Raw genomic sequence first — 22,392 nt, forward strand, 5'->3', positions numbered from 1 at the left:
GGAAGAAGCCCCGGCCCGGGTCAAGCCCGGGCAGACGAGAAGGGTTGGCGCGCGGTTTCTACACGATCCATGGTTTCGCTTTGGACGCCCCGGCGCTAAGCGCAGCCACATGACCGATCCCAAGTCCTATACCTACGCCCAGGCGGGCGTTTCGATCGACGCCGGCAATGCGCTGGTCCGTGCCATCGCCCCGCTCGCCCGTTCCACCCGCCGTCCGGGCGCCGACGCCGATCTTGGCGGGTTCGGCGGCCTGTTCGACCTCAAGGCGGCGGGGTTCACCGATCCGCTGCTGGTCGCGGCGAATGACGGGGTGGGCACCAAGCTCAAGCTGGCGATCGACCATGAGTCGCACGACGGCGTTGGGATCGATCTGGTCGCGATGTGCGCCAACGATTTGGTCGTCCAGGGTGCCGAGCCGCTGTTCTTCCTCGACTATTTCGCAACCGGCAAGCTGGTGAACGGCGTCGCCGAGCGCGTGATCGAGGGGATTGCCGAGGGCTGCAAACAGGCCGGCTGCGCGCTGATCGGTGGCGAGACCGCCGAAATGCCCGGCATGTACGCCGATGGTGATTATGACCTTGCCGGCTTTTGCGTCGGTGCGGTCGAGCGCGACCAGCTGCTCGATGGCAAGAAGATCGCGCCGGGCGACGTCATCCTCGGCCTCGGTTCGACCGGCGTCCACAGCAACGGCTATTCGCTCGTCCGCCGCCTCGCCGCCGACAAGGGGTGGAAGCTCAACCGTCCGGCACTGTTCGATCCCGAAGTGATCCTGCTCGACGCGCTGATGGCGCCGACCCGCATCTATGTCCGCAGCCTGCTGCCGCAGCTGCGCAAGGGCACCATCCACGGCCTCGCCCATATCACCGGTGGCGGCCTGCTCGAGAATATTCCGCGCGTCCTGCCCGAAGGCTGCCACGCCCGCGTCGATGCCGATAGCTGGGCGCAGCCCCGCCTGATGGCGTTCCTGCAGGCGCAGGGAAATATCGAACCGCAGGAAATGGCGCGCACCTTCAACTGCGGCGTCGGCATGATCGCCGTGGTCGCGGCCGATCAGGCGGACGCCGTCGCGGCTGAACTCGAGGCAGCAGGCGAGACCGTCCACCGCATCGGCACGATCGAGGCCGGCCAGCGCGGCTGCACCGTTTCGGGCAGCGTCGAGACTTGGAGCGCGCGCGAAGCGTGGGAAGCGACGCATCATGCATAATCTCCCCTCCCGCTTGCGGGAGGTGTCGGGGGAGGGCCTGTTACTACAGGCCGCCCCTTGTGAGGACAGGCCCTCCCCTAGCCCCTCCCACACGCGGGAGGGGAACGGATGAGACGAAAGCTCGGCATCCTGATCTCTGGCCGTGGGTCGAACATGCAGGCGCTGGTCGAGGGATCGCGCTCGGCTGACTGGCCCTACAGCGTCGCGCTCGTCGCTTCCGACAAGCCGGAAGCTGCCGGCCTCGCCTGGGCCGCTGAACAGGGGATCACTACCTTCGCCCAATCGCCCAAGGGCATGGCCAAGGCGGACTACGAAGCCGCGATGGACACGGCCCTGCGCAACGCCGGCGTCGAAGCCATCGCCCTCGCCGGTTACATGCGCCTGCTCTCCGACGATTTCGTCGCGCGCTGGCGGGGCCGTATCGTCAACATCCACCCCTCGCTGCTCCCGCTCTACAAGGGCCTCGACACCCACGCCCGCGCGATCGAAGCGGGTGACAGCCATGGCGGCTGCTCGGTCCATGTCGTGACCGAGGAACTCGATGGCGGGGAGGTTCTGGGACAGGCGCGCGTCCCGATCCTGCCCGGCGACACCTCCGATGCACTGGCCGAACGGGTGCTGGCCGAGGAACACAAACTCTACCCCCGCATTGTCGCACAATGGCTAAGCCGATGACCTCTCAGGCGAGCGCAGCGCTGGACAAGCTCCGCGCCATCGCGCTCGCCCTGCCCGAGGCCAACGAAAAACTCTCGCACGGCATGCCCGCCTTCTTCATCACCAAAGGCAGAATGTTCGCCTTTTTCTGGCACGCGCACCATGGCGACGATGTCACCGCCGCGATCGTCAAGACCAGCGGGCCGGAGGAACAGGCGATGCTGATCGAGATGGAGCCCGACCTCTATTACCGTCCACCCTATTTCGGCCCGTCGGGCTGGGTCGGCATGCATCTCGACCGCCCCGACATCGACTGGGACCGCGTCGGCGACCGTGTCGCAATCAGTTGGGAGCTTGTCGCGCCGCGCCGCCTGCTCGAAGCTGGCGGACGCTGACCCAAAACGCGACAAAAGCCCCACAAATCGCGGGATATTTTGCCGAGACGGCGCGTTTGGCGCGGTTAACGTGAGTAACAGGGAAAGTCAGGGCGATGCACGGTCAGGGACGCGAACCTCATCAAAAGTCCGGCGTTGCCAGCGCGGAAGCAGGCCTCGTCCTGCTTGATGGCCCCGACGGGGTCGCGATTGCCATGACTCCCGACGCCGCTGACGCGACCGCACGCAGCCTTCAGGAGGCCGCCGCCGAAGCGCGCAACCAGCCGCCGATGGCCATTCCCCCGGTCACCCCCTGATCCTGCGCTTGCTTCGCGCCGCCGCGCCGCCCAAACAGGGCCGATGCTGAAAGTAGCCAGCTATAATATGCGCAAGGCGATCGGCACCGATCGCCGCCGCCGCCCCGAGCGTACGCTGGAGGTGCTGCGCGAGATCGATGCCGATGTCATCGCGCTGCAGGAATGCGACCGCCGCTTTGGCCAGCGCCAGGGGGTGATCTCGCCGCACATGCTCGACGAACACAGTCCGTGGAAGGCGGTATCGTTCGGTGTCCGCTCGGGATCGATGGGCTGGCACGGCAATGCGATTCTGGTGCGCAAGGAGGCGCAGGTGCTCGATTGCGAGATCATCCATCTGCCCGCGCTCGAACCGCGCGGCGCGGTGATGGCGGATCTGCGCATCGGCGGCGAAATGCTGCGCGTCGTCGGGATGCACCTCGATCTATCGGGCCTTTGGCGGCGGCGTCAGGCGCATGCGATCCTGACCCATCTGGCGAGCAGCGAGCGCGCCATGCCGACCGTGATGATGGGCGACCTCAACGACTGGAGCGCGCAATCGGGGTGCCTGCGCGACTTCGGCAAGGAGTTCGCCTTCGCACCGACCGGCCGGTCATTCCACGCCCGCCGCCCGATCGCCCGGCTCGACCGGATCATGGTATCGAGCGACCTCAGCATCGGTGAGTGCGGGGTCAATGACAGCGCCGCCGCGCGCACCGCATCCGATCACCTGCCCGTCTGGGCCGAAGTCCGGCGCGGCTGAGCGTGCAAGATAAGGAACTCCGCCTCGCGCTGGTCTGTTATGGCGGGATCAGCCTCGCGATCTACATGCACGGCATCACCAAGGAAATCTGGCACCTGGCCCGCGCCAGCCGTGCGCATCGCGATTTCGAGCCCGCAGCCGGGGCGAGCGAGCGGGTCTATTACGCGCTGCTCGAATCGATCGGGGACGAGGCTGGCCTGAACCTGCGCGTCATGGTCGATATCGTCGCAGGAGCCAGCGCCGGTGGCATCAACGGCGTGTTCCTCGCCCAGGCGGTGACCAGCGGCCAGTCGCTCGACCCGCTGACCGATTTGTGGCTCGAAATCGCGGATGTCGAGGCGCTGCTCAACCCCGAGCATGGCCCCTCCCACCGCTTCGCGAAGATGTGGGCGATGCCGATCGCGTGGATGCTCGCCGGTCGCGATTCGGCGGTCAATGCGACGGTCGAACCCGCTGCCCGGGCCGAGGTGCGCGCCAAGCTCGAACGTTTCGTCCGCTCGCGCTGGTTCGAACCGCCCTTTGGCGGCAAGCAGTTGATGAACATGCTGCTCGATGCGCTGGAGGCGATGCGCGACGCGCCCGCCGGCCCGCGCCTGCTGCCCGAAGGACAGCCGCTCGACCTGTTCGTCACCGTCACTGATTTTCGCGGCCATCCCGAACGGCTGCGGCTGAACTCACCGCCCGAGGTGGTGGAGACCGAACATCGCCTGGTCTTCTCGTTCAGCGATCACGGCAGTGATGGCGGGGCGCTCGGCCATGCTGCAGAGCTCGCCTTCGCCGCGCGCGCCACGTCCAGCTTTCCCGGTGCCTTCCCGCCCGCCACCGTCGCCGAAGTCGATGCAGTGCTGGCCGAACGCGGTACCGACTGGCCCGGCCGCGCCTCTTTCCTGGAACACGCGCTGCCGCGTCAATTTGCCGCAGGCGTCGCCGATACCGCCCCGCTGATCGACGGGTCGGTGCTCGCCAATGCGCCGTTCCGTCCCGCAATCGACGCGCTGCGTGAGCGCCCGGCTCGGCGCCAGATCGATCGCCGGTTCGTCTTCATCGACCCGACGCCGGGCTATCGCATCGCCAGCCCCGGTCCCGGTCCGCAGGAAGGTCCCGGCTTTTTCCGTACGATCATCGGCGCGCTGTCCGAACTCCCCCGCCAGCAGCCGATCCGCGACAATCTCGAATCGCTCGACCAGCGCTCGGCGCAGATCGAGCGGATGCTCACGATCATCGAACGCATCCGGTCGGAGGTGGAGGGACAGGTCGAATCGCTGTTCGGCTACACGCTGTTTCTCGACTACCCGACGCCCAAGCGCCTCGCCGCGTGGCGCGCCCGCGCGCAACAGGCCGCAGCCTCCCGCGCCGGTTACGGCCACGCCGCCTATGGCCTGCTCAAGGTCGAGGGCGTTGCCGACCGCATCGCGACCCACCTCAATCAGATCGCCGACCTGCATGGCTCGGATCGTTGGCGGCGGATGCGCACCGCGATCGGGGCGGAGATCGTCCGCCGTGGCGCGGACGATTTCAGCACCAGCCACACGGCGTCGGCGAACCCCGCGACGCTCGACCTGCTGCGCGCACACGATCTGGGCTTCCGCATCCGCCGCCTGCGCCTGCTCGCCCGCCGCGCGACCGAACTGGATCAGGACAATAGCCGCGCGGAGCTGGCGCCGATCCGCACCGCCATCTACGAATCGCTCGCTGGCTATCTCGAATGCCAGCGCTCCGACCCGTTCCTCGGCATGCGTGAATCGATCCGCGCGACCGATTGCAACGCCGCCGCGCTGATGGACGAGCTCGCCGCGCGGATGGACCTGCGCACGCTCGATGACGAGACCGACGCGCGCCTCTCCGAAGGGCTTAGTCAACTGCCCCGCGACCTGCGCCGACCGATGCTGCTCGCCTATCTCGGCTTCCCGTTTTTCGACATCGCGACCCTACCGCTGTTGCGGGGCGAGGGGCTCAACGAGTTCGATCCGATCCGCGTTGACCGCATCTCCCCCGACGACGCGACAGCAATCCGAAGCGGCGGCGCGGCGGCGACGCTCAAGGGCATTCAGTTCAACAATTTCGGCGCCTTTTTTAGCCGCGCCTATCGTGAGAACGACTATCTCTGGGGCCGCCTCCACGGTGCGGACCGGCTGGTCGATATCATCCTCTCGACCCTTCCCCCGGGCGCGCGTCTCGCGGCAGGACGCATCGCGACGATCAAGCGCGAATTGTTCCTCGCCATCCTTGATGAGGAGGAACCCCGGCTGAAAGCGGTGCCCGGCCTGTTTGATCAGCTGCGCGCCGAGATCGGCTGAGGCTGGCCAAGCGGGCGGTCCGGGCCTAAGCTGCCCGCACATACAACAGGGTGATCGCAGCGGATGCAGTTTCTGAAGGCTTTGTTCTGGTTCCTGATCCTGGGTCTCGCGGCCGCGTTCGCCGTGACCAACTGGCATCCGGTCGAAATCCATCTGTGGAGCGGCCTGATCGCCGATGTGAACCTCCCCTTCCTGCTATTCGTCGTCTATCTCGGCGGCCTGGTGCCGATGCTGGCGATCTACCACACCGTGCGCTGGCGGATGCGCAGCCGGATCGCGATGCTGGAGCGGACCGTCGACGACCTGCGCCCCGCCCCTGCCGTCGTGCCTGCGCCGGTCGTAGCGAGCGATCCCGGCGATCTCGACACCCCTGCCGAAACGCCTTCTGCACCGCCGCTGGTCACGCCATGAGCCCGATCTACGTCGCCCTCGACACGCCGGACATCGAACGCGCCAAGGCGATCGCCACCCGCGTCCGCCACCATGTCGGCGGGATCAAGCTGGGCCTTGAGTTCTTCATGGCGAACGGCCGCCACGGCGTGCACGAGATGGCGGATATCGGCCTGCCGATCTTCCTCGACCTCAAGTTCCACGACATTCCCAACACGGTGGGCAAGGCGGTGCAGGCGCTCCGCCCGCTCGAGCCCGCGATCATCACGGTCCACGCCTCGGGCGGTCGCGCGATGCTCGAGGATGCCAAGGCCGCCGCCCCAACGGGCACCAAGGTCGTCGCGGTGACCATGCTCACCAGCCTCGACGCCAATGACCTGACCTCCATCGGCCTTTCGCCCGACCCGCACGAACAGGTCGTCCGCCTCGCCGAACTCGCCAAGTCGGCCGGCGTCGACGGTATCGTCTGCTCGGGCGAGGAAGTGAAGGCCGCGCACGCGGCGTGGAAGGATGGCTTCTTCGTCGTCCCCGGCGTCCGCCCGCTGAGCGCGACAAGCGGCGACCAGAAGCGCGTCGTCACCCCCCGCGCCGCACTCGACGCCGGCGCGTCGATCCTCGTGATCGGCCGCCCGATCACGCAGGCCGCAGACCCCGACCTCGCCGCGCGCGAGATCGAGGCGACGCTGTAAGGCGGGCCATTGTTCGCATTACTGTATCTGCCGGTGGCGTTTATTGCAGGCTTAGCCCTGTCATTTGTGCCCAACCGCGCACTGCGATTCACCCTTTTGGGAGTTTTGGCGGTTCTCCCGTTCGCGGAGTTGGCGCTCGGCTTGCTAGCGTCTGGCTGTGCTTTTTCCTCCAGTCCTGGCGACGGTTGCGGTCTGGCTTTGGTCATCGCGCCCTTCCTCTTGGTTTTCTATTTGCCAGCGTGGATGGCTCTCGCGCTTCTAGGCCTTGGCGCGGCTTGGCTGGTCCGAAGAATTCGCGGCGACCACTAGCCTTCCTCAACCCTTTCCTTGCAGCCGAAGAATTTGGGCGGCATTCGGCTGATCAATGCCCACCATCCGCCCCGCCACCCCCACCGACCTCCCCCGCCTCCACCCCGTAGTCGAGCGCGCCTATCGCGGCGATTCCGCGCGGCAGGGCTGGACGCATGAGGCGGACCTGCTCAGCGATACCCGCACCGATCTCGCCACACTCGCGACGCTGATCGATGGCGACAGCCGGTTGCTGATCGCGCTCGACGGCGACACCATCCTCGGCTGCGTCAACGTCGCCAATCGCGGCGAAGGCCTCGCCTATCTCGGCCTGCTCTGCGTCGATCCGCAACTTCAGGCCGGCGGCATCGGCAAGCAGCTGATCGCCGCCGCCGAAGCCACCGCGCGCGACACCTTCGCCGCCACCCGCATCGAGATGACGGTGATCGACCGCCGCGTCGAGTTGATCGCCTGGTATGAGCGCCACGGCTACACCCGCTCGGGCGAGACCCGCCCCTTCCCCGTTCCGGTCGATCCCCCGCTGACCATGGCCGTGCTGGTCAAACCGTTGTTCGACCAACAGCAATTGCCCTGACCCGCCGCGCTGGTTACGGATGTGACGATATCACAACGTCCAGGGAGTTGATGCCGATGCGTGTCCTGTTGCTTGCCGCCACGATTCTAGCCACCGCCCCGGCTCTCGCCCAATCCGAACGGGTCGCCATCGGCACCGGGGTCAGCGCCAGCGAGCGCCCGAACAGCGCCGAACGCCCGATCCGCTTCGCCGCCACCGCCCCCAGCGATGGCGTCCTCGTGATCCCGATGGCGGGCGCAACCGACCTTTCCCACGTCCCCGCCGCCCTCCGCGCCGCCGTGACCAGCGCCGTGCAGACCGCGGGGTTCAAGGCCGCCGCCGACAAGACGCTCTCGCTCTACGGCGTCGGCGGCTATCACCGCGTCGTCCTGATCGGCGTTCCCGCAGGCCAGCTCGACTCCGCAGCGCTCGCCGATTTCGGTGGCCGCGCCGCGCAGGAAACGCGCGACAACCGTCAGCCGGTCGCGATTCTCGCCGGAACCCTGTCCAGCGCCGCCAGCGACCCCGCCGCGCATGTCGCGCTCGGTGCCAGCCTCGGCCAGTATCGCTTCGACAAGCTCAAGAGCGGCGTCGATGCCCCCGCCGTTCAGCCCCTGACCATCGTCGCCCCGACCGGCGAGGCGACGTTCGCGCGCGACCATGCCGGTGTCGCCGACGGCGCGCGCATGGCCCGCGACCTGATCACGCTGCCCTCCAACGCCAAGACCCCCGACAGCTTCGTCGCCACCGTTCGCGCCCAGTTCGCTGGCGTCCCCAATGTCCGCATCACCATCCTCGACGAAGCCGAAATGCGCCGCCGCAACATGGGGGCGATCCTTTCGGTCTCCGCCGGATCGCGGCACCCCGCGCGGATGATGATCGTCGAATATACCGGCGCCGGGAACGCCGCCCCGCTCGCGCTCGTGGGCAAGGGCATCACCTTCGACAGCGGCGGCATCAGCCTGAAGCCCGGCGCGGGCATGGGTGATATGAAGGGCGACATGGCCGGAGCGGCCGCCGTCATGGGCGGCGTCTATGCCGCGGCCAAGCGCGGGGCGAAGGCCAACGTCGTCGGCATCGCCGCGCTGGCGGAGAATATGCCCGGCGGCAACGCCTCGCGTCCCGGCGACGTGGTGCGCACGATGAACGGCCAGACGATCGAGATCATCAGCACCGACGCCGAGGGCCGCATGGTGCTGGCCGACGCCAACCAATATGCGATCGAGCGGTTCAAGCCCGCCGCCCTCGTCAACATCGCAACGCTGACCGGCGCAGTCATCACCGCGCTCGGCGACGATTATGCCGGCCTGTTCGCGCGTGACGAGGCGCTGGCGGTACACGTCCAGTCCGCCGCCACGGCATCGGGCGAGTCGGTGTGGCGGCTCCCGCTCCACCCGAGCTACGCCAAGGACATGGAGTCGCCGATCGCGGACATTGCCAACGGCACCACCAAGTCCGGCCCCGGTGCCGGGCGCGGCGCGCATTTCATCGGGTTCCTGACGCCCCAGCCGACGCCATGGGCGCATATCGACATGGCCGGGGTCGATGGCGCCGACGAATCGCTCCCGACCATGCCCAAGGGTGCGCGCGGCTATGGCGTCCGCCTGTTCGACGCGCTGGTCCGCGAATTCGAGAAATAGGACCGGCATGCTTGGCGGCGCGGTGGATCATGTCCACCGCGCCCCAACTTCCGCTTGCCAAACCGCCACCCGGGGCCGATTGCCAGCCGCGATGCCCGTCACAGCCAAGATTTGCGGCCTGTCCACCGCCGCGACGCTCGACGCCGCGGTCGCGGGCGGGGCGAGCCATATCGGTTTCGTCTTCTTCCCCCCCTCCCCCCGCCACGTCACCTTCGACCAGTCCGCAGCACTCGCTGCGCAGGTGCCCGGCCATGTCGAGCGAGTCGGCGTGTTCGTCGACCCGGAGGATGCGCTGCTCGACCAGGCGATTCGCTCCGCCCGGCTCGATGCGATCCAGCTCCATCGCGCGACACCGGAACGCGCCGCAGAGATCGGAACGCGCACGCGCCTGCCGGTGTGGATCGCGGTCGCGGTCAAGACCCGCGCCGATCTCGACGCCGCCCACGCCTTTCGCGGCGCGGCGCAACGCATCCTCTACGACGCAAAGACCCCGGAGGATGCCAAGCTCCCCGGCGGAATGGGCCTGCGCTTCGACTGGACGCTGCTCCGCGGCTTCGACCATCCCCTGCCCTGGGCGCTGTCCGGCGGCCTCGACGCGGACAATGTGAGCGAGGCGGTCGCGACCAGCGGCGCACGGCTGGTCGATGTCTCCTCCGGCGTCGAAAGCGCGCCGGGGGTCAAGGACAAGGCACGGATCGCCGCCTTCCTCAAAACCGTCGCGACGCTCTGACCCCGACCAGCCGCTTGCGGGCCGGGCAAGGGTTGGGCATGTCCGACTCAGCCCCATGAGCCTCACGCCCGCCTTTCTCGACGAGCTGCGCGCCCGCACCACGCTGTCCGCCCTGATCGGTCGCAGCGTGAAAATCACGCGCGCGGGCCGCGAGTATAAGGCGTGCTGCCCCTTCCATAACGAGAAGACGCCGTCGTTCACGATCAACGACGACAAGGGCTTCTATCACTGCCTGGCCGCCGAAACGCCCGTCGTCACGCGCGCGGGGCGCCGACCGATCGGATCGCTCGCCGGGCAACAAGCGACGGTACTGACCCGCGGCGGAAAATGGGTCGACGCCCGATTCGACGATTATGGCCAGCAGCGGCTTTGGCGGATCGATCTCTCCCGCAACGGGTTGAGCAAGACGCTTTGGGCGACCGACGGCCACCGCTGGTTCGTCAAGGGCCGGAAGTCGGAGGTCCGCACGGACCAGCTACGTCCGGGGCATGCGCTCGAAAGCGTGCTGCCCGAACCCCGCACCGACTGGGAACTCGATCCAGAGGGTGTTCGGCACGGGATCGTGTTTGGCGACGGGACGATGTTCAAGGACGTCTACGGGACGGTCAACCTGCACGGCGACAAGGATGCCGAACTCGCACGGTGGTTCTCTGATCAGGAGCATCACACCCACGCGCGCGCCAACGGCCAGACCTATCTTCGGATATACGGCGGCCGCGCGTTCGAGGGGTTCAAGGCGCTCCCGTCGCTCGACCGATCCGACGCCTATCTCCTCGGCTTCCTCGCCGGTTACATCGCTGCAGATGGTCACGTCTCAAAGGACGGAACCGCGATGTTGAACTCGGCCGATCCCGCCGCGCTGGAACACGTGCGTGACATCGCGCTCAAGCTGGGCATCGCTACCTATGGCCGCACCACCCTGATGCGGAGAGGCTTTGGGGATAGCCCCAGCGCGCTGCACCGCATTCACTTCGTTCCGTCCTCGCTCGACCCGGCGCTGTTCCTGCTGTCGCGCGCACGCGATCGGTTCGCGACCCACGCCAAGCGCTTCGACCGGCTGCGTTGGGTCGTGCGGGCGGTCGCGCCGTCCGACCGGATCGAAACCGTCTATTGCGCATCCGTCCCGGAAACCTACGCCTTCGCGCTCGAAGACAATATCCTGACCGGCAACTGTTTCGGTTGCGGCGCGCATGGCGATGCGATCCGCTGGATGACCGAGCATGACGGGCTGCCGTTTATCGACGCGGTCAAGGAACTGGCACAGGCGGCGGGGCTCGACATGCCCGCCGACGATCCCCGCGCCGCGCAACGGGCCGAGCGCGCCAAGGGGCTGCATGAGGTCATGGCGGACGCCGCCAAATTCTATTCCGACCAGCTCCACGGCATCGCCGGCGCCGACGCGCGGGCATTGCTGGAGCGCCGCCGCGTCACGGCGGAAACCGCGCGCACGTTCGGCATGGGCTATGCGCCCGACTCCCGCACGAAGCTGCGTGAAGCGTTGAAAAGCTATGGCGACGCGATGCTGGTCGAGGCGGGGTTGCTGATCCAGGTCGATGGCAAGGAGCCCTATGACCGCTTCCGCGGACGCCTGATGATCCCGATCAAGGATGCGCGTGGTCGCATCATCGGTTTTGGCGGGCGGATCATCGGTGAGGGCGAGCCGAAATATCTCAACTCCCCCGAAACCCCGCTCTTCGACAAGGGCCGCACCCTCTACAATCTCGACCGCGCCTCCGCCGCGTCGCGCAAGGCCGGGCGCGTGATCGCGGTAGAGGGCTATCTGGACGTGATCGCGCTGGCGCAGGCCGGGTTTGGCGAAGCGGTCGCCCCGCTCGGCACCGCGATGACCGAGACCCAGCTGGAGCGGCTGTGGCGGCTGGCCGACATCCCCTACCTCTCCTTTGACGGCGACAATGCGGGCCAGAAAGCGGCGATCCGCGCCGCGCACCGCGCCCTCCCGTTGCTCCAACCGGGCCGCAGCCTGGCCTTCGTCACGCTGCCCCCAGGGCAAGACCCCGACGACCTCGTCCGCGCGTCGGGACCGCAGGCGTTCGAGGCGCTGCTGGCGTCGGCCCAGCCGCTCGCCGATCGCCTGTGGACCCACGAACTCGCCGCCGAGCCGGTCGACACGCCTGAGGCGCGCGCGGGCCTCAAGCGTCGCCTGTCCGATCTCGCCGCGACGATCCAGGACGGCAATGTCCGCCACGAATATGTCAACGAGTTCCGCCGCCGCGTCGACGAACACTTCGCCCCGCCCCCGCGCACCTTCACGCCCCGGAACCAGAGCCGCGGCCCGTTCAAGCCCGGCCAGCGCTGGCAACCACCCGAACCGCCCCCCAGCCCGGCGGCGCACGCGGTGGGCACGGGCGGGATCGACCGGGTGCTGGCCAAGGCTGTGCTCGCCGGCCTGATCCGCCACCCTGCCGAAATCACACGTCATGTCGAAACGCTGACCAGCCTTGCCCATGCCGATGGCGCGCTCGGGCGGCTGTTCGAGGCGGTGGTCGATGTCGCGCTGGAGGACCGGGCGCTTGATAGCGCGCGCCTGCGTACCATATTGGCGACGTCCGGTTTCGATTCACAAGCAGCTGAGTTGCTGCGCGCCGACCAGCTTCCCTTCACCTTCACGCAGAAGGAATGGGATGCGGGGCGGGCCGCGCTCGACCTTGGCGAGGCGATCGCGGTGCTGGCGGCGCGACCTCAGGTCGAGGCGGCGCTGGCAGAGGCAACTGCGGCGGTGCAGGCGCGTTTCAGTGACGAGGCATTCGAGCGCCAAGTCGCGCTGGTACGGCGAAAGGCAGAGCTGGAAATGCGGCTCGCTAATCTGATGCTTGCGGACGAGACGTAATTAGGTGATTAGGGCGGCGTATAATTGCCGCCATATGATTTCAAAGGCAGTCGATGGCTAAGGCAAATATGGCAGACGATGGGGATTCGACCGAGACGGGCGACGCGCCCCTGATCGATCTCAACGAAGGTTCCATCAAGAAGCTGGTCGCTCGCGCGAAAAAGCGCGGCTACATCACCGTCGACCAGCTCAACGAAATGCTCCCGCAGGATCAGTTCACGACTGACCAGATCGAAGACGTCATGTCTGCGCTCAGCGACATGGGCGTCAACGTCGTCGAGAATGAGGATGTCGGCGAGGACGATCAGCCCGAAGACGACACGCCCGACGAGGTCGATGCCGAGGGTAAGGACGACGAACCCGCCTTTGAAATCGCGAAGAAGAAGGAGATCGTCGATCGCACCGACGATCCCGTTCGCATGTATCTGCGCGAGATGGGCGCGGTCGAGCTGCTCAGCCGCGAGGGTGAGATCGCGATCGCCAAGCGGATCGAGGCCGGCCGGGACACGATGATCCTGGGCCTGTGCGAATCGCCGATCACGTTCAACGCGATCATCGGCTGGTCCGACGCGCTCAACGAAGGCACGATGCAGCTGCGCGAGATCCTCGATCTCGACGCGATGCTGTCCAAGGGACCGTCGGCCGAGCAGGTCGAGGGTGCCGAGGCCGACGATAATGGCGAGATCAGCGAGAAGACCGCCGGCGCCAGCTTCAAGGAAGAGGAAGAGCCCGAAGAGGCTCCTGCCGATGAAGACGATGAGCTGACCGAACGTCGTGCTCCGCGCATTTCGGACGAGGAAGAAGAGGACAACACCCTCTCGCTCGCCCAGATGGAAGAAACGCTCAAGCCGCAGGCACTCGAGCGCTTCGCGAACATCACGGCGATCTACAAGAAGTTCAGCAAGGTTCAGCAGAACCGGCTCGACGCGATGGCGGCGGGTGGCGAGCTGAGCGCGTCGGACGAGAAAAAATACCACAAGCTGCGCGAAGAGCTGACCGCAGAGGTCGAAAGCGTCCAGTTCCACAACGCCAAGATCGAGTATCTGGTCGATCAGCTGTACAGCTACAACCGGCGCCTGACCGCGCTGGGCGGCCAGATGCTGCGTCTTGCCGAGCGCCACAAGGTAAGCCGCAAGGACTTCCTCGATCGCTATGTCGATCACGAGATGGACGAAAACTGGCTGGAATCGGTCGCCAAGCTCGACAAGAAGTGGGCCGCGTTCGTCACGAATGAGGCCGCCGCCGTCGATCGCATCCGCGTCGAAGTCTCGGAAATCAGCCAGCAGACCGGCATGGCGCTCGGCGAATTCCGCCGCATCGTCAACATGGTCCAAAAGGGCGAGCGCGAGGCACGCATCGCAAAGAAGGAGATGGTCGAGGCCAATCTCCGCCTCGTGATCTCGATCGCCAAGAAATACACCAACCGCGGCCTGCAGTTCCTGGATCTCATTCAGGAGGGCAATATCGGCCTGATGAAGGCGGTCGATAAGTTCGAATATCGCCGCGGCTACAAGTTCAGCACCTATGCGACCTGGTGGATCCGTCAGGCGATCACGCGTTCGATCGCGGATCAGGCGCGCACGATCCGCATCCCGGTCCATATGATCGAGACGATCAACAAGCTGGTCCGCACGAGCCGCCAGTTCCTGCACGAGCAGGGCCGCGAGCCGACGCCGGAAGAGATGGCCGAGCGCCTCTCGATGCCGCTCGAAAAGGTGCGCAAGGTGATGAAAATCGCCAAGGAGCCGATCAGCCTCGAAACGCCGATCGGCGACGAGGAAGATTCGCACCTCGGCGACTTCATCGAGGACAAGAACGCGATCATTCCGGTGGACGCCGCGATCCAGGCGAACCTCAAGGAAACGGTCACCCGCGTCCTCGCCAGCCTCACCCCGCGTGAGGAGCGCGTGCTGCGCATGCGCTTTGGCATCGGCATGAACACCGACCACACGCTCGAAGAGGTTGGCCAGCAGTTCAGCGTGACCCGCGAACGCATCCGCCAGATCGAGGCGAAGGCGCTGCGCAAGCTCAAACACCCGAGCCGCAGCCGCAAAATGCGCAGCTTCCTCGACCAGTAAGGTCACATCGCCAGCCGCATGGGGACAGGTTCGCTGTCCCCATGCAGCGGCGAGGTGGGTATGTCCGGTTCGGATAACCCCTTGCGTCGGCTCCCGATTTGGCCTTCACTCGGGGCAGACGGTTAAGCGGCGGCGGCTGACCGACGTTGGCGAACACCGCATCGCGGCGACGATGAGTTTGACTTGCTCCGCGCAAGCGTAACGCGTCGAGCGGCAAGAGGGGGCGATGGCGCATGCAAGCATCTGAACTTGAGCTTCCGCTCGAACGCGACGTGTTTTCGCGGACGTTGATCCGCGAGCTCGCCGGAACGCTACAGGACGTGGTCGGCCTCGACGACGCGTCGGGCTATATCAGCGTCGTCGGCGTCGCGGTCGGCGAACAGATCGACCACCAGTATCGCAGTGCGCTCGCCGTCGATCGGCTGACTCGGGCGCAGGTCACCGACGTGCTGATCGACCTCAAGCGGCGCATCCAGGGTGATTTCTTCGTGATCGAAGAGACCGAGGATCGGATCGTCCTTGGCAATCGCGCCTGCCCGTTCGGCGAACTGGTGCGCGACCGTCCGTCGCTGTGCATGATGACCTCCAACGTGTTCGGCCATATCGCCGCACAGAATCTGGGCTACGCCGCCGTCGATCTGGAACGCACGATCGCCGAGGGCCATCCCGATTGTCGCGTGACCGTCTATCTGCGCGCGAGCGATGACCTTCCACTGACCGCGCGCGCCTATCACGGACGGTGAGCACGCTGCTGTCTCAGGATGCAAAGGCCCTGCTCGACGGGCTGGCGGAAGCGACGCTGATCGTGTCCGCGGACGGAACCGTGCTCGGCCTGAACCGGGCTGCCCAACAGCGCCTCGGCAGCGATCTTCCGGGTCGCTCCTTGCTCGACCGCCTCGCGGGAGACGGGCAGGACGCACTGCGCTTCATCCAGCGCTGTTTCGGCTCGTCTGCGCCGCTGGTCGGCGCGCTGATCGTGTCCGACGCGCGCGGCAGCGAGCGCCTGAAATGCCGTGGCAACCGCATCGCCCTGTCAGACGGCCCGGCAGTCCTGCTGCGCATGCTCGAAACCGACGAGGATCGGTTCGGCGCCCTCTCGCGCAAGGTGCATGAGCTTCATACCGAGATCACTCAACGCAAACATGCCGAGGCGGTGCTTCAGGAATCGCTGCGGGAACGCGAGCTGTTGCTGCGCGAATTGCAGCACCGGGTGAAGAACAACATGCAGATGCTCGCCGGAATGCTGCTCGGCGCCGCGCGTGAGGCGACGAGCAACGAGGCGCATCTCGCCTTGCGCGATGCCGCCAATCGCTTTTCAGCGGTCAGCGCAGTGCAACAGCTGCTCTATGGTTCGGGACGACTGGATACGATCGGGTCCGAGGCGCTGGTGAACAGCCTGATCGCAAGTCTCGCTGGCATGACCCGCGCACCGCTCGAAACCGCGAAGCATGTCGATCCGGTCGATCTCCCGATCGAGCCCGCCACGCCGATCGCGCTCGTGCTCAACGAACTGCTCGTCAATGCCGTCAAATATGGCGTGCCTGCGCAGGGCAATCAGCAGATCGCCGTCGAATTCCGGCACGATGCGGGGCACATCACGATGATTGTTCACGACAATGGCCCGGGCTTTACCGGACCCGACGCCCAGCGCCGGGCCTCCGGACTTGGCCTCGTCCGGGCCCTGCTCCGCCAGCTTGGCGGCAGGCTCGATATCGAAAATCAGGGCGGCGCGCGCTGTATGGCGCGGTTTGCGCTGCCGACCCCACGCGCGGGAGAGTCGCAATGATCGGCCTCGACACTGCCATGATCTGGACGATGGCCGGTCCGCCCCCCGGCGAAACGCCGGAATCGGACCCGCGCTTAGGGACCGAACCCTCGGCGGATCGCGCCCGGATTCTGGTCGTGGAAGACAATTACTTCGTCGCGCTCAGCGTCGAGTCGGCGTTGCTGGACGCTGGCTATGAAGTCCTCGCGGTCGTCGATAGCGGTGAGGAGGCGCTGCAAAGCGTGGCCGACGCCGCCCCGGACCTGGTCCTGATGGACATCCGACTCGCGGGAGAGTTGGACGGCATCGACACCGCCGTCGCGCTGCACGGCATGAACATCGCCAGCCTGTTCGCCAGCGCGCATTGCGACGACGCGATCCGGGCGCGTGGCGCGGCGGCCGACCCGCGCGGCTGGCTGGTCAAGCCGTTCACCGACTCACAGATGCTGGCCGCCGTCCGCCTCGCGCTCGAGACGCCACAGAAAGGGCACTGACCCCGCCCGCCGCACGGCCGCGACCATTCCCCTTGCCCTTCCCCATTTCCCCGCTAGCCTCTGCTCACAACAGAAAAGGACCGGGCATGCGGCATATCGCGGTGATCGGATCGGGGCCGGCGGGCTATTACACCGCAGAGGCATGCCAGAAACAGTTCGGGGAGGATGTCCGGGTCGACATCATCGACCGGCTACCCGTCCCGTTCGGCCTGATCCGCAGCGGCGTCGCGCCCGACCACCAGTCGATCAAAAGCGTATCGCGGCGGTATGAGGCAGTCGCGCTGACCGACACGGTCCGCTTCGTCGGCAATGTCACGGTCGGCAAGGACGTGACGATCCCCGAACTGATGAGCCTGTACGACGCGGTGGTGCTCGCGACCGGCGCGCCGTTCGATCGTCCGCTGGAGATTCCCGGCGCAGACCTGCCGGGCGTCACCGGATCGGCCGCGTTCGTCGGCTGGTATAACGGCCATCCCGACTTCGCCGCGCTGAGCCCGCCGCTCGGTGGCCCCGGCGCAGTGGTGATCGGCAATGGCAATGTCGCGCTCGACGTCGCCCGCATCCTCGCCAAGACGCGCGGTGAGTTCGCCGGATCGGACATCGTCAGCCCTGCGCTCAATGCACTGGTCGGCTCGGGGATCGAGACGATCACGCTGCTCGGCCGCCGTGGTCCGCACCAGATCGCGATGACGCCAAAGGAACTTGGCGAGCTCGCGAATCTGACGCGCGCCGCCCCGGTGGTCGATCCCGCTGACTTCCCGCCGAATCTGGACGACGCGCTGCTCGAGCCGGGCCATCGCAAGGCGGTGACGCATCTGCGCAACTTCGCCGCGGCCAGCGTCGAGAAGCCGGTCCATATCATCTTCGACTTCTACGCCATGCCGGTGCGGATCGAGGGCGACGGCCGCGCCGAACGGGTCATCGTGGAGCGCACGCGACTCGACGAACGCGGCGCGGCGATCGGCACGGGCGAAACCTATGCGATCCCCGCCGGTCTCGTCGTCTCGTGCATCGGCTACCGCACCCCGAAGATCGAAGGCGTGCCCTATGACGATCGCGCGGGTCGCTTCGCCAATGACGAAGGCCGTGTAGTGCCCGGCCTCTACGCGGTCGGCTGGGCGCGGCGCGGACCGACCGGCACGATCGGCACCAACCGCCCGGATGGCTTCGCCATCGCCGAGAAGATCGCCGAAGACGCACCGGGCGGCAGCGGCAAGCAAGGTCGTCCGGGGCTCGACGCCCTCCTCGCCTCGCGCAACGTCGACGTTGTCACGTTTCGCGACTGGCAAAAGATCGACGCCGCCGAGATCGCCGCCGCGCGCAGCGATTCTCCCCGGGAAAAGTTCACCAGCGTCGCCGGAATGCTCGACGCGCGCGGCGACTGAAAAAAGGCGCTCGGGGCGCTTGCAAGGCAAGATAGCGGCGGTTATAGGCGCGCCTCCAAGCGACGCGGTCTGCCCACCCGGGGCCTTTGACAAGGACTTCGCCGCTCAGTCGGGGAATAGCTCAGCCTGGTAGAGCACTGCCTTCGGGAGGCAGGGGCCGGAGGTTCGAATCCTCTTTCCCCGACCATTTTCTGATCTCGGCCGGCGCAGTGAGCCAGATCAAAGCCCCTCGCCGCCGACCCAATGCGCGTTGGACAGCCGCCGGGCGACATCCCAGGTCTGGCGCCGGATATCCGGCACCGCGACGATTTCCCAGAACGCCCCGCGCGTCATCGGGCCGAGCGCGAAGAGGCGCGGATTGGCGCGGCCATCAGCGCCGATCACCTCACCCGCGCCGTTGACGTCGATCCCCAGATGCGCCGCATCGGGCCGGATCGCACCGCACTCGCGCAGCGCGACCAACAGGGGGTCGGTGGTGCGGCCCAGATCGCCCAGCGGCCCGGTGCAATTGACCACGCGCCGGACCTGCAGCGTCTGCGCCGTATCCGTACCGCGCGGCCGCCAGTGAAGCGAGACGCCCCCATCCGCCGCAGCAAAGCCCAACGTCTTGCCCGCGACCACCTCAAGCTGCCCCCGCGCCGCCATTGCGTCGAGCCGGTCAGCCACCTGCGGAGCCAAACGATGGCGATGCACGTCCCACCACGGTCGCAGATGTCGGAGGAACCGTCCCCGCTCAGCCACGCTCGCGTTGGCCCACATCGGCTGGGTAAAGGGGCGCAGTTCGTCCACCGCGTTGCGCCAGCCGATGTCCGCTGCCCGCATGCGGACCTTTCGCACCAAATCCGACGCCACGGTCGCGGGCCGCTCATCGATCCGCGCCCACGAAGCACCCGCCTCATGCCGCCGGGGCAGCAACCCGCGCCGCGACAGCGCGACGACCCGCCCGCCAAAGCCGCGCGCCTCCAGCATCAGCGCAACGTCGATCATGGTGAGGCCCGTGCCGATCACCAGCACCGTGTCGCTGTCGTTCAGGCCGTCGGCAATATCCCCGGCCCAGGGATCGCCCTTGTAGAGATCGTCCGGCAGCGCCGCCGGGTCGAGGCCCGGCGGGTCGTGCGGCGGCAGATTACCGATCGCGAGCACCGCCGCGTCGGCGCCGATTGTACTCCCGTCCGCCATCGCCAGCGAAACGCCGTCCTCCTGCTGGTCGAGACCCAACACCGCGCCGCGCACAACGGCCAGCCGCCCGCCGCTCCCCGCCACCGCCGCGTCGAGCAATTCGCGCAGATACGCGCCATAGGTCACGCGCGCGGCAAAGGCGTTGGCGGCATCCGCCACCCCGCGCGCCGCCAGCCACTCCGCAAAATGCCCCGGCTGGTCAGGAAAGGCGCTCATATTGCCCGCACGGACGTTCAGCACATGACTGGGATGCGCCGCGCCGTAGGCGAGGCCAAGCCCCGGAGTCGCGGACCGCTCGATCAGCGTCGCGCGCGGGCCCTTATGGCGCAGCAGGTTGATCGCCTGCAACGTGCCCGAAAAGCCTGCCCCAACGATCGCGACATGCTCGATCCGCATACCCCTAAATTTCGTAGTCGAGCTGCCACTCCGGCGCGGCGAAGGCGGGCGGCTCCTTGGCAAAGGCCGGCTGACGCGCCTTCATCGTCGCGTAGAGCGACTTCACCGTATCGCTCGCCGTCCGCACGAACAGCACGGGCACGACCGCATGGACGATGCACGCCAGCCCGCCGCCAACCATCCGTACCCCAAAGCCCGCCGCCGTCGCGAAATGCTCGCCATAGCTTTCGCCGACATCGCGCGGATGGTCCAGGAACAGGCGGTTGAACATGTGCGTCTCCATGCATGCCGCTAGCCGCGCGGCGTGAAATCCTCGACCAGCTGGTAATGCTCGCCCGGAAAGATCTGTCGCGCGAACGTCACCGGCGCCTTGCCGCGCCAGGTCCAGCGTTCGACCTGCAGGCACGGCGCGCCCTCGGTCAGCTTCAATCGCCCCGCCGCTTCGGCGCTCGCTCCCACTGCCGCAATGCGATGCCGAGCATCGGTCCACGGGATGTTGGCCAGCAGCCAGCTGCCCGGCGCGGTCGCGGAGAAATCCGCATCCGCCGCGCCCGGCGCAGCGGCGAGGTCGAGCCAGCGCTCCTCCCACCCGAACGGCGGCAATCCGGCATGATGCACCCCGGTCAGCACCAGCCAGCCGCTGCCCGATCCCCGTACCGGGAAGCCAGCGGGCGCGCGGCGGTGCAGGTTCACCGTCAGCAAGTCCCAGCGATACGCCTCACCGCGATCAGCGATCAGCGCAGCGATGTCCGGCACACCGACCACCGGGGTGCGGATCGCGGGCCGCGCGACAAAGCTCCCCGCGCGCCGCTTGCGCTCGATCAGCCCCTCGCTCGCGAGCCGGCTCAGCGCCTTGTTCGCCGTCGCCCGGGCGCAGCGATAGGCGTCCATCAGCTCATATTCGGTGGGCACGCGCGTTCCCGGCCCCCATTCGCCCGAGCGGATGCGCCCCTCGATCTCGCCCCGGATGCGCGCCTCGATGCTCATGCCAGCAGCTCGCGGAGCACGGTGCGATAGCGCGCCTCGATCGCGTCGCGATACCGGTGCCGTCCGCCCGCAACCTGCTTGACTCCGCCACGCCACACGCAGTCGATCGGGCGGCGGCTGGCGAAGATCCAGCTGTCGATCAGCGCGTCGCCGCTGCGTTCGGCAAAGGCGGGGTCGGACCGGTCAAGCGAGATGATGTCGGCAGGACGTCCCGCGGCCAGGCCGGTTTCGAGGCCCAGCGACTGGCCACCACCGCGCACCGCCGCATCGAACAACCGCGCGCCGGTCGATGGCTGCACATCGCTCGCCAGCTGATTGCGACCGCGCAGCGTCAGCCGCTGGCCATATTCGAGCACCCTTAACTCCTCCGCCGCATCGATCCGCACGTTCGAATCGCTCCCAACCCCAATCGGGCCGCCGCTATCGAGAAATGCGCCTGCGGGAAACAGCCCGTCGCCCAGATTGGCTTCGGTGATCGGGCACAGTCCGGCCACAGCCCCGCGCGCGGCCATCTCTGCGACCTCAGCGGCATCGACATGCGTCGCATGGACCAAAGTCCAGCGCGCATCGACCGGCACCGCGTCGAGCAGCCAGCGCACCGGGCGCCGCCCGCTCCAGGCGATGCAGTCCTCCACCTCCTTCACCTGCTCGGCGATATGGATATGCACCGGCCCGTCCTTGGCGATCGGCAGCAATGCGCCCAATTCATCCGGCGTCACGGCGCGCAGACTGTGCGGCGCGATGCCGATCACCCCGTCATCGGGCAGCACCGCCGCCGCGCGCTCGACCAGCGCCGCAAAGCCATCGACATCGTGGATAAACCGCGTCTGCGCCACCCCGGGCGCCTGACCGCCGAATCCGCCATGTGCGTAGAACACCGGCAGCAGCGTCAAACCGATCCCCGCCATCTCCGCCGCCGCCGCGATCCGCCCGCTCATCTCAGCGACATCCGCATAAGGCGATCCGTCGGGGCTATGGTGGAGATAGTGAAACTCGCCGACCCGCGTGAACCCGCTCTCCAGCATTTCGGCATAGGCGAGCGCCGCGATCGCCTCGCACTGCTCCGGCCCGATCCGCGCCACGAACCGGTACATCAGCTCACGCCACGACCAGAAATCGTCATCCGACGCGCCGCGCGCCTCGGTCAGCCCCGCCATCGCCCGCTGAAAGGCATGGCTGTGGAGATTGGGCAGGCCCGGCAGCGCCGCGAAATGCCGCTCATCTGACCGGTCAGGTTCAACCCCGACCTCGACCCGCTCGATCCGCCCGCCCGCCAGCGTCAGCCGGACCCGGTCGGTCCAGCCATGGTCCAGCAACGCAGTTTCAAACCAGAGCGCCATGCGAATATGTCTAGACATAATGGC

The 22,392-nt window shown here is 67.2% G+C and carries 20 protein-coding genes and 1 tRNA gene; 17 read left to right on the forward strand and 4 right to left on the reverse strand.

Going from position 1 to position 22,392, the window contains the following annotated elements; all coding sequences use genetic code 11:
* Positions 1-109 precede the first annotated feature (109 nt).
* The 17 genes from purM (at position 110) to VGN66_RS16465 (ending at position 18,653) form a co-directional block, all read left to right on the forward strand.
* Complete coding sequence (gene purM / locus VGN66_RS16385) at positions 110-1,204, forward strand: phosphoribosylformylglycinamidine cyclo-ligase (RefSeq protein WP_327519860.1); 1,095 nt, start codon at positions 110-112, stop codon at positions 1,202-1,204.
* Between the two features lie 108 nt (positions 1,205-1,312).
* Positions 1,313-1,879, forward strand: coding sequence for a phosphoribosylglycinamide formyltransferase (gene purN, locus VGN66_RS16390; RefSeq protein ID WP_327519861.1), 567 nt, complete (start codon positions 1,313-1,315; stop codon positions 1,877-1,879).
* On the forward strand, positions 1,864-2,253 hold the full coding sequence (locus tag VGN66_RS16395; protein ID WP_327519862.1) for an MmcQ/YjbR family DNA-binding protein: 390 nt from the start codon (positions 1,864-1,866) through the stop codon (positions 2,251-2,253). Before purN ends, VGN66_RS16395 begins: the two co-directional genes overlap by 16 nt.
* A gap of 339 nt (positions 2,254-2,592) precedes the next feature.
* Positions 2,593-3,288, forward strand: coding sequence for an endonuclease/exonuclease/phosphatase family protein (locus VGN66_RS16400; protein WP_327519863.1), 696 nt, complete (start codon positions 2,593-2,595; stop codon positions 3,286-3,288).
* A 2-nt stretch (positions 3,289-3,290) separates the two neighbouring features.
* Positions 3,291-5,585 carry a patatin-like protein gene (locus VGN66_RS16405; RefSeq protein ID WP_327519864.1) on the forward strand — a complete coding sequence of 765 codons (2,295 nt, stop codon included), beginning with the start codon at positions 3,291-3,293 and terminating at the stop codon, positions 5,583-5,585.
* 63 nt (positions 5,586-5,648) lie between these two features.
* Positions 5,649-5,996 (forward strand): hypothetical protein, encoded by a 348-nt coding sequence (locus VGN66_RS16410; protein ID WP_327519865.1) that lies wholly within the window; start codon positions 5,649-5,651, stop codon positions 5,994-5,996.
* Positions 5,993-6,664, forward strand: coding sequence for an orotidine-5'-phosphate decarboxylase (pyrF, locus tag VGN66_RS16415; RefSeq protein ID WP_327519866.1), 672 nt, complete (start codon positions 5,993-5,995; stop codon positions 6,662-6,664). The genes VGN66_RS16410 and pyrF overlap by 4 nt, the downstream gene beginning before the upstream one ends.
* Before the next feature lie 364 nt (positions 6,665-7,028).
* On the forward strand, positions 7,029-7,547 hold the full coding sequence (locus VGN66_RS16420; RefSeq protein ID WP_327519867.1) for a GNAT family N-acetyltransferase: 519 nt from the start codon (positions 7,029-7,031) through the stop codon (positions 7,545-7,547).
* A 56-nt stretch (positions 7,548-7,603) separates the two neighbouring features.
* Positions 7,604-9,166 carry a leucyl aminopeptidase gene (locus VGN66_RS16425; RefSeq protein WP_327519868.1) on the forward strand — a complete coding sequence of 521 codons (1,563 nt, stop codon included), beginning with the start codon at positions 7,604-7,606 and terminating at the stop codon, positions 9,164-9,166.
* Positions 9,167-9,257: 91 nt separating this feature from the next.
* Positions 9,258-9,896: a phosphoribosylanthranilate isomerase gene (locus VGN66_RS16430; RefSeq protein WP_327519869.1), complete on the forward strand. Its 639-nt coding sequence runs from the start codon at positions 9,258-9,260 to the stop codon at positions 9,894-9,896.
* Positions 9,897-9,951: 55 nt separating this feature from the next.
* On the forward strand, positions 9,952-12,744 hold the full coding sequence (gene dnaG / locus VGN66_RS16435; protein WP_327519870.1) for a DNA primase: 2,793 nt from the start codon (positions 9,952-9,954) through the stop codon (positions 12,742-12,744).
* A gap of 53 nt (positions 12,745-12,797) precedes the next feature.
* Positions 12,798-14,822, forward strand: coding sequence for an RNA polymerase sigma factor RpoD (gene rpoD, locus VGN66_RS16440; protein WP_327519871.1), 2,025 nt, complete (start codon positions 12,798-12,800; stop codon positions 14,820-14,822).
* 233 nt (positions 14,823-15,055) lie between these two features.
* Positions 15,056-15,565 (forward strand): methanogen output domain 1-containing protein, encoded by a 510-nt coding sequence (locus tag VGN66_RS16445; RefSeq protein ID WP_327519872.1) that lies wholly within the window; start codon positions 15,056-15,058, stop codon positions 15,563-15,565.
* Positions 15,562-16,608, forward strand: coding sequence for a sensor histidine kinase (locus tag VGN66_RS16450; RefSeq protein WP_327519873.1), 1,047 nt, complete (start codon positions 15,562-15,564; stop codon positions 16,606-16,608). The genes VGN66_RS16445 and VGN66_RS16450 overlap by 4 nt, the downstream gene beginning before the upstream one ends.
* A complete protein-coding gene (locus tag VGN66_RS16455; protein ID WP_327519874.1) occupies positions 16,605-17,081 on the forward strand; it encodes a response regulator in 477 nt (158 codons plus the stop codon). The genes VGN66_RS16450 and VGN66_RS16455 overlap by 4 nt, the downstream gene beginning before the upstream one ends.
* A gap of 86 nt (positions 17,082-17,167) precedes the next feature.
* Positions 17,168-18,466 (forward strand): FAD-dependent oxidoreductase, encoded by a 1,299-nt coding sequence (locus VGN66_RS16460; protein ID WP_327519875.1) that lies wholly within the window; start codon positions 17,168-17,170, stop codon positions 18,464-18,466.
* Between the two features lie 110 nt (positions 18,467-18,576).
* Positions 18,577-18,653, forward strand: a tRNA-Pro gene (locus VGN66_RS16465).
* Between the two features lie 32 nt (positions 18,654-18,685).
* On the opposite strand, the gene VGN66_RS16470 is transcribed toward VGN66_RS16465, so the two are convergent.
* From VGN66_RS16470 to VGN66_RS16485, 4 genes are read right to left on the reverse strand one after another with little or no spacing between them, the layout of a single operon-like run.
* Positions 18,686-20,041 carry an FAD/NAD(P)-binding protein gene (locus VGN66_RS16470; RefSeq protein ID WP_327519876.1) on the reverse strand — a complete coding sequence of 452 codons (1,356 nt, stop codon included), beginning with the start codon at positions 20,039-20,041 and terminating at the stop codon, positions 18,686-18,688.
* A 4-nt stretch (positions 20,042-20,045) separates the two neighbouring features.
* Positions 20,046-20,312 carry a DUF6356 family protein gene (locus VGN66_RS16475; RefSeq protein ID WP_327519877.1) on the reverse strand — a complete coding sequence of 89 codons (267 nt, stop codon included), beginning with the start codon at positions 20,310-20,312 and terminating at the stop codon, positions 20,046-20,048.
* Between the two features lie 20 nt (positions 20,313-20,332).
* Positions 20,333-21,028, reverse strand: a complete 696-nt coding sequence (locus tag VGN66_RS16480) for a UTRA domain-containing protein (RefSeq protein WP_327519878.1) — start codon at positions 21,026-21,028, stop codon at positions 20,333-20,335.
* Positions 21,025-22,368 carry a formimidoylglutamate deiminase gene (locus tag VGN66_RS16485; RefSeq protein WP_327519879.1) on the reverse strand — a complete coding sequence of 448 codons (1,344 nt, stop codon included), beginning with the start codon at positions 22,366-22,368 and terminating at the stop codon, positions 21,025-21,027. The genes VGN66_RS16480 and VGN66_RS16485 overlap by 4 nt, the downstream gene beginning before the upstream one ends.
* Between the last annotated feature and the right edge of the window lie 24 nt (positions 22,369-22,392).

The sequence above is a fragment of the Sphingomonas sp. genome (assembly GCF_035998645.1).
Classification (GTDB): Bacteria; Pseudomonadota; Alphaproteobacteria; order Sphingomonadales; family Sphingomonadaceae; genus Sphingomonas.

Coding starts and splice junctions, on each gene's coding strand:
- purM (WP_327519860.1), top strand. CDS start 110: ATGACCGATCCCAAGTCCTATACCTACGCCCAGGCGGGCGTTTCGATC.
- purN (WP_327519861.1), top strand. CDS start 1,313: ATGAGACGAAAGCTCGGCATCCTGATCTCTGGCCGTGGGTCGAACATG.
- VGN66_RS16395 (WP_327519862.1), top strand. CDS start 1,864: ATGGCTAAGCCGATGACCTCTCAGGCGAGCGCAGCGCTGGACAAGCTC.
- VGN66_RS16400 (WP_327519863.1), top strand. CDS start 2,593: ATGCTGAAAGTAGCCAGCTATAATATGCGCAAGGCGATCGGCACCGAT.
- VGN66_RS16410 (WP_327519865.1), top strand. CDS start 5,649: ATGCAGTTTCTGAAGGCTTTGTTCTGGTTCCTGATCCTGGGTCTCGCG.
- pyrF (WP_327519866.1), top strand. CDS start 5,993: ATGAGCCCGATCTACGTCGCCCTCGACACGCCGGACATCGAACGCGCC.
- VGN66_RS16420 (WP_327519867.1), top strand. CDS start 7,029: ATGCCCACCATCCGCCCCGCCACCCCCACCGACCTCCCCCGCCTCCAC.
- VGN66_RS16425 (WP_327519868.1), top strand. CDS start 7,604: ATGCGTGTCCTGTTGCTTGCCGCCACGATTCTAGCCACCGCCCCGGCT.
- VGN66_RS16430 (WP_327519869.1), top strand. CDS start 9,258: ATGCCCGTCACAGCCAAGATTTGCGGCCTGTCCACCGCCGCGACGCTC.
- dnaG (WP_327519870.1), top strand. CDS start 9,952: ATGAGCCTCACGCCCGCCTTTCTCGACGAGCTGCGCGCCCGCACCACG.
- rpoD (WP_327519871.1), top strand. CDS start 12,798: ATGGCTAAGGCAAATATGGCAGACGATGGGGATTCGACCGAGACGGGC.
- VGN66_RS16445 (WP_327519872.1), top strand. CDS start 15,056: ATGCAAGCATCTGAACTTGAGCTTCCGCTCGAACGCGACGTGTTTTCG.
- VGN66_RS16455 (WP_327519874.1), top strand. CDS start 16,605: ATGATCGGCCTCGACACTGCCATGATCTGGACGATGGCCGGTCCGCCC.
- VGN66_RS16460 (WP_327519875.1), top strand. CDS start 17,168: ATGCGGCATATCGCGGTGATCGGATCGGGGCCGGCGGGCTATTACACC.
- VGN66_RS16470 (WP_327519876.1), bottom strand. CDS start 20,041: ATGCGGATCGAGCATGTCGCGATCGTTGGGGCAGGCTTTTCGGGCACG.
- VGN66_RS16475 (WP_327519877.1), bottom strand. CDS start 20,312: ATGTTCAACCGCCTGTTCCTGGACCATCCGCGCGATGTCGGCGAAAGC.
- VGN66_RS16480 (WP_327519878.1), bottom strand. CDS start 21,028: ATGAGCATCGAGGCGCGCATCCGGGGCGAGATCGAGGGGCGCATCCGC.
- VGN66_RS16485 (WP_327519879.1), bottom strand. CDS start 22,368: ATGGCGCTCTGGTTTGAAACTGCGTTGCTGGACCATGGCTGGACCGAC.